This window comes from Shewanella sp. 10N.286.45.A1 (assembly GCF_041470405.1).
Lineage (GTDB): Bacteria > Pseudomonadota > Gammaproteobacteria > Enterobacterales > Shewanellaceae > Shewanella.
On sequence record NZ_JBFRMK010000376.1, the window covers coordinates 1 to 4,308 of the forward strand.

General features: G+C 44.2%; 6 protein-coding genes. 2 read left to right on the top strand and 4 right to left on the bottom strand.

Annotation, left to right across the window (positions count from 1 at the left end; all coding sequences use genetic code 11):
* Positions 1-40: 40 nt before the first annotated feature.
* The 4 genes from rluA to AB4238_RS21540 form a co-directional block, all read right to left on the bottom strand.
* Complete coding sequence (rluA, locus tag AB4238_RS21525) at positions 41-718, bottom strand: bifunctional tRNA pseudouridine(32) synthase/23S rRNA pseudouridine(746) synthase RluA (RefSeq protein WP_372035583.1); 678 nt, start codon at positions 716-718, stop codon at positions 41-43.
* A gap of 216 nt (positions 719-934) precedes the next feature.
* Positions 935-1,225 (bottom strand): hypothetical protein, encoded by a 291-nt coding sequence (locus AB4238_RS21530; protein WP_371992011.1) that lies wholly within the window; start codon positions 1,223-1,225, stop codon positions 935-937.
* A 28-nt stretch (positions 1,226-1,253) separates the two neighbouring features.
* Positions 1,254-1,793: a class I SAM-dependent methyltransferase gene (locus tag AB4238_RS21535; RefSeq protein ID WP_372035585.1), complete on the bottom strand. Its 540-nt coding sequence runs from the start codon at positions 1,791-1,793 to the stop codon at positions 1,254-1,256.
* The gene (locus AB4238_RS21540; RefSeq protein WP_371992014.1) at positions 1,768-2,178 is read right to left on the bottom strand and encodes a hypothetical protein; all 411 of its coding nucleotides are present in this window, start codon (positions 2,176-2,178) and stop codon (positions 1,768-1,770) included. Before AB4238_RS21540 ends, AB4238_RS21535 begins: the two co-directional genes overlap by 26 nt.
* A gap of 184 nt (positions 2,179-2,362) precedes the next feature.
* On the opposite strand from AB4238_RS21540, the gene AB4238_RS21545 reads away from it, so the two are divergent.
* Together AB4238_RS21545 and AB4238_RS21550 are read left to right on the top strand one after the other, a co-directional pair.
* Positions 2,363-3,352: a 2-hydroxyacid dehydrogenase gene (locus AB4238_RS21545; RefSeq protein ID WP_372035587.1), complete on the top strand. Its 990-nt coding sequence runs from the start codon at positions 2,363-2,365 to the stop codon at positions 3,350-3,352.
* Positions 3,353-3,510: 158 nt separating this feature from the next.
* Positions 3,511-4,248, top strand: a complete 738-nt coding sequence (locus AB4238_RS21550) for a dienelactone hydrolase family protein (protein WP_372035589.1) — start codon at positions 3,511-3,513, stop codon at positions 4,246-4,248.
* The last annotated feature ends 60 nt before the right edge of the window (positions 4,249-4,308 follow it).

The following is a 4,308-nucleotide window of genomic DNA, read 5'->3' on the forward strand; positions in this document are numbered from 1 at the left end:
AAGATCAACAGCCCCTAGTCAATTATCGTTTTAGGGGCAATTACTGCTCCCCTTCAGTATCCATAAAGGGTGCCTCACAACTAAAGGTCATTGGCTCTTTAGTAAATGGGTGCGTAATGGTTAGTGATTGAGCGTGCAGCAGTAATCGCGGAGCTAAACGTTTGGCTAACGGATCAGCATAAAAGTTGTCACCTAGAATAGGGTGACCCAATGCCATCATATGCACGCGCAGCTGATGTGAGCGCCCGGTAATCGGTGTTAATTTGACCAAAGTAGAGCGCTTTGCTCGGCTAACCACATCATAATGAGTCTGTGAGGCTTTACCTATTTGATGATCGACCTTTTGCTTTGGTCGGTTAGGCCAGTCACAGATTAGCGGTAGATTAACGGTGCCACTTTCTGCTTTAACATGGCCAGCAACACGGGCGTAATAGGTCTTAGCCGTTTCTCGGTCTCTAAACTGTCTTTTTAACTCAGATTCGGCGCTGCGTAGTAGGGCGACGACGATGACACCAGAGGTCGCCATATCAAGTCGATGCACGATCTTTGCGTCTGGGTACTCGGCTAATACACGGCTGTAAGTACTATCATTATGCGCTGGCGCTCGCCCAGGCACAGACAACAAACCTGACGGTTTATTGAGCACCATGATATCTTGGTCTTGATGCAAAATATCTAACCAAGGTTTAGTGGGCGGAGAGTATACGAAATCAGTCATGATAGAACCTTATTGAAAATTCGCCGCAAAGATACCTCTTTGGCGGTTATTGATGCAAGTAGATTATAGCTATTAGACAAACTAATGACGGCCGTGTGAAATACCACATAGCTTGAAAGCTGAGTGACTGTCTATATAAGTTGGGAAATATGAAACAGGGAGGTTATAACGTTTACTAATGGCACTCATTAGTACCATTAGCACAGTGAGGACTATTTACGAAAAGCCATTACCGTTGACATGCATAATACAGAAGGTCCAGACCACAAAGGCTAAGCAGCAATGTATTAGCGCGTAAAAGGCTTGATCGAGCCGGCCCATATTTCTCGCATCCCAAATAAGCACTAAATGCAGTAACACAACAAGTGGGAACAGTGCCAATAGCGGGTAAAGGCTAAAGCTACTGGCATCGCCAAATACTAAGCGGCTGATGAGCGCCCATACAACCATACCACCAGTGATGATTGGCGGAGCTGCAACGCGGTATTGTTCAGGGTATGGAAACATAATTATGCTATTAATCCTTTAGCCGTTTTCACAATGGTTTTTGAGCAATGATTTGTGCTTTGTAGCTTGCGCTAGTTAATTCGCCAAGCAGACCTTCAGAGTAATGTAGGCAGCGCCAGTTAGCAAATAAAGCTTTTAACTCGGTCTCTTTTAAAAGGAAATTGGGGTTGCGCGGCCGACCTATGGTTGCTTGTTGGCGAGTAAAGGTTTCATAAAAAATCAGCCCGCCTGGTTTAATCGCATCGATTATTTGTGGCAAGAGTGGTCGATGTAAGTAGTTGAAAACGACAGCAACATCATAGCGGTTTACAGGCAGCTTTGGTGGATTCTCGGTTTCGAGATCCCATTCCAGTCGTTCTACCTTGTGGTTAGCTTGGCATAACTCAAGCTTACTTAAATCACGATCAATAAACGTGACATGGCAACCTTGCTCTAAAAACCAGTTGCCATTTCGTCCCGTGCCGCAGGCTAAATCCAGAACGTGACTATCTGGAGTGATTAAATCTTTTAGTGCAGTAAATTCACTAATAAGTGCTGCTGTTTTAGCCTTTAACTTCTTTTCTGCCATCTATTCTGCGTCCATGTACGATTGAAAAGTGTCTCAGGCCAGCTGGCCCATGAGAGACTATCACCGACAGTAACACAATCGTGATCAGCAGTTCAGGTTTATAGCTTGCTAAAGGAATAAACAGTGCAAGTAAACCTAACTTAACTAGAGTTAACACGCCTTTTAGCTGGATCAACCAGCGCCAATCTCTGACCACTTCCCAAAGCATCATCGCAGCCCCTGTGCTCATGGCCATGATCCAGTAGATCTGCCATTGATCTTTAGGGACATGCATTAAAATACCGCCGCCAGCGCCGGTAATACCTAATATGTGTAAAGCACGCAAACTGGTTTTTGAGAAGCGTTGGATCCAAAACTGCTTTTCGCTGAGCTCTTTTCTAGCCATAGTAAAATGAATCTTCCTATCAATTTGGGTAAAGCTTATCAGTAATTGTTGTAAAGGTAAGCGGAGATTGATCACAGCTTGCTTATCTATCCTGAGAACGTAATTACAGCGTGCAAGACAAACTTACTCATATCACATAAACTTACTCCCCATATTATCTACTTATTTTGGATAAGGTTCTGCAATGAAAATCGGTTTTTTTAGCGCCAAGCATTACGATATGCAGCATTTTGATCGCACCAATAGCGCATTCGGTGCTGATATTGAATATTTTGATTACCGTCTATGTATGCAAACGGTAAAACTTGCAGCGGGCTTTGAAGTCATCTGCGCATTTGTGAATGACTCTCTTTGTGAAGAGGTATTAGTAGAGCTTGCTAAAGGCGGCACTAAGATAATTGCTATGCGCTGTGCGGGCTTTAATAACGTCGGTCTAGAAGCCGCAGAGCGTTTGGGGATGAAAGTTGTCAACGTTCCGGCTTACTCGCCTGAGTCTGTTGCCGAACATACTGTCGCCTTGATGCTGACTTTGAATCGTAAAATCCATAAAGCCTATCAACGTACCCGTGATGCTAACTTCTCACTTGAAGGGTTAGTAGGCTTTAATATGCATGGGCGTACGGTAGGTGTAATTGGTACGGGTAAAATAGGTTTAGCCACCATTAAGGTTTTACAAGGGTTTGGTTGTAAGGTGATTGCGCATGATCCCTACCCAAACCAAGCGGTAATAGATTTAGGTGTTGAATATGTCACGCTGGAGCAGATGTACCCAATCTGCGATGTGATTAGCTTACATTGTCCATTAACGACTGATAACCACCATCTTTTGAGCGAAAAAAGCTTTGCTAAAATGAAACCTGGCGTGATGGTGATTAACACCAGCCGTGGCGGTTTGTTGAATGCCCTTGATGCGATGGAAGCCCTTAAGACTGGGCAGTTAGGCTCTTTAGGGCTTGACGTATATGAGAATGAAAAAGAGCTGTTCTTCGAAGACAAATCGAGTGAAATTATTCAAGATGATGTGTTTAGGCGTTTGTCTGCATGTCACAACGTTATCTTCACTGGTCACCAAGCTTTTTTAACAGAAGAGGCGCTTGGAGCGATTGCCGCGACTACTTTGACTAATGTGCAGCAGCTACTGGCTGGAGAAAAGTGTCCTAACGAACTTTACTAGCATGTAATCTCCATGAGTGAAGAGAAGAAGCAGATGCAGCGGGTAACGCGGTATCTGCTTTTTTGTGGCTAAAAGTGGCTGGCTGATTTAGGCTAGGGAAGTACTGATTGCTATATCTTCAATCAGCCTCTATGACTGAATCTAAGGAAAGAAAGCCGATGATCATCACCCAAGAAACCCATGATATTTCGACAGCCACCGGCACTATGCGTACTTACCTTTACCGCCCAGATAGCGAAGGTCAGTTTGCAACCATCATCTTTTATTCAGAAATATTTCAACAAACGGCACCGATTGCCCGCACCGCTGCATTACTCGCAGGACATGGCTTTGTGGTTTTGGTACCAGAAGTATTTCATGAGCTAAACCCGATTGGTACCGTGTTAGCTTATGACGATAATGGTAAAGATAAAGGCAATGCCGATAAGTTCACCAAGCCACTAGAACATCATGATAGTGATACAGAAGCTTTGGTTGATTTCGCTCGTAGCTTGAGTTTTTGTACTAGTCAGGTCGGCAGTATGGGCGTGTGTATTGGCGGGCATTTGGCATATCGAGCTGCGTTAAACCCTGACATTCTTGGCGCATTCTGTTTATATCCAACCGATATACATTCCAATACCTTACCTTGTGAAAAAGACAATGATTCACTGTCTCGTACAGGCGACATATCTGGCGAGTTGGTAATGGTATTTGGTAAGCAAGATCCGCATGTTTCCAGTGAGGGACGTAAACTTATCTATGCCAAACTAGAAGCGACAGAGCGTAACTTTAGTTGGCATGAGGTGAATGCCCAGCATGCCTTTATGCGTGATGAAGGTGAGCGTTACGACGCGGCAATTGCATTGCAGATCTACCTGCAAGCGGTAGCTTTTTTTCAGCGTACCTTGAAATAGTTTGCAGCAAGGACAGCGATAAAAAAGGGCGATATTTATCACTAATGCCGTTCACTTAAG

Excerpts from the sequence above, each read along its gene's own strand:
- rluA (WP_372035583.1), bottom strand. The coding sequence starts at position 718 with ATGACTGATTTCGTATACTCTCCGCCCACTAAACCTTGGTTAGATATT.
- AB4238_RS21530 (WP_371992011.1), bottom strand. The coding sequence starts at position 1,225 with ATGTTTCCATACCCTGAACAATACCGCGTTGCAGCTCCGCCAATCATC.
- AB4238_RS21535 (WP_372035585.1), bottom strand. The coding sequence starts at position 1,793 with ATGGCAGAAAAGAAGTTAAAGGCTAAAACAGCAGCACTTATTAGTGAA.
- AB4238_RS21540 (WP_371992014.1), bottom strand. The coding sequence starts at position 2,178 with ATGGCTAGAAAAGAGCTCAGCGAAAAGCAGTTTTGGATCCAACGCTTC.
- AB4238_RS21545 (WP_372035587.1), top strand. The coding sequence starts at position 2,363 with ATGAAAATCGGTTTTTTTAGCGCCAAGCATTACGATATGCAGCATTTT.
- AB4238_RS21550 (WP_372035589.1), top strand. The coding sequence starts at position 3,511 with ATGATCATCACCCAAGAAACCCATGATATTTCGACAGCCACCGGCACT.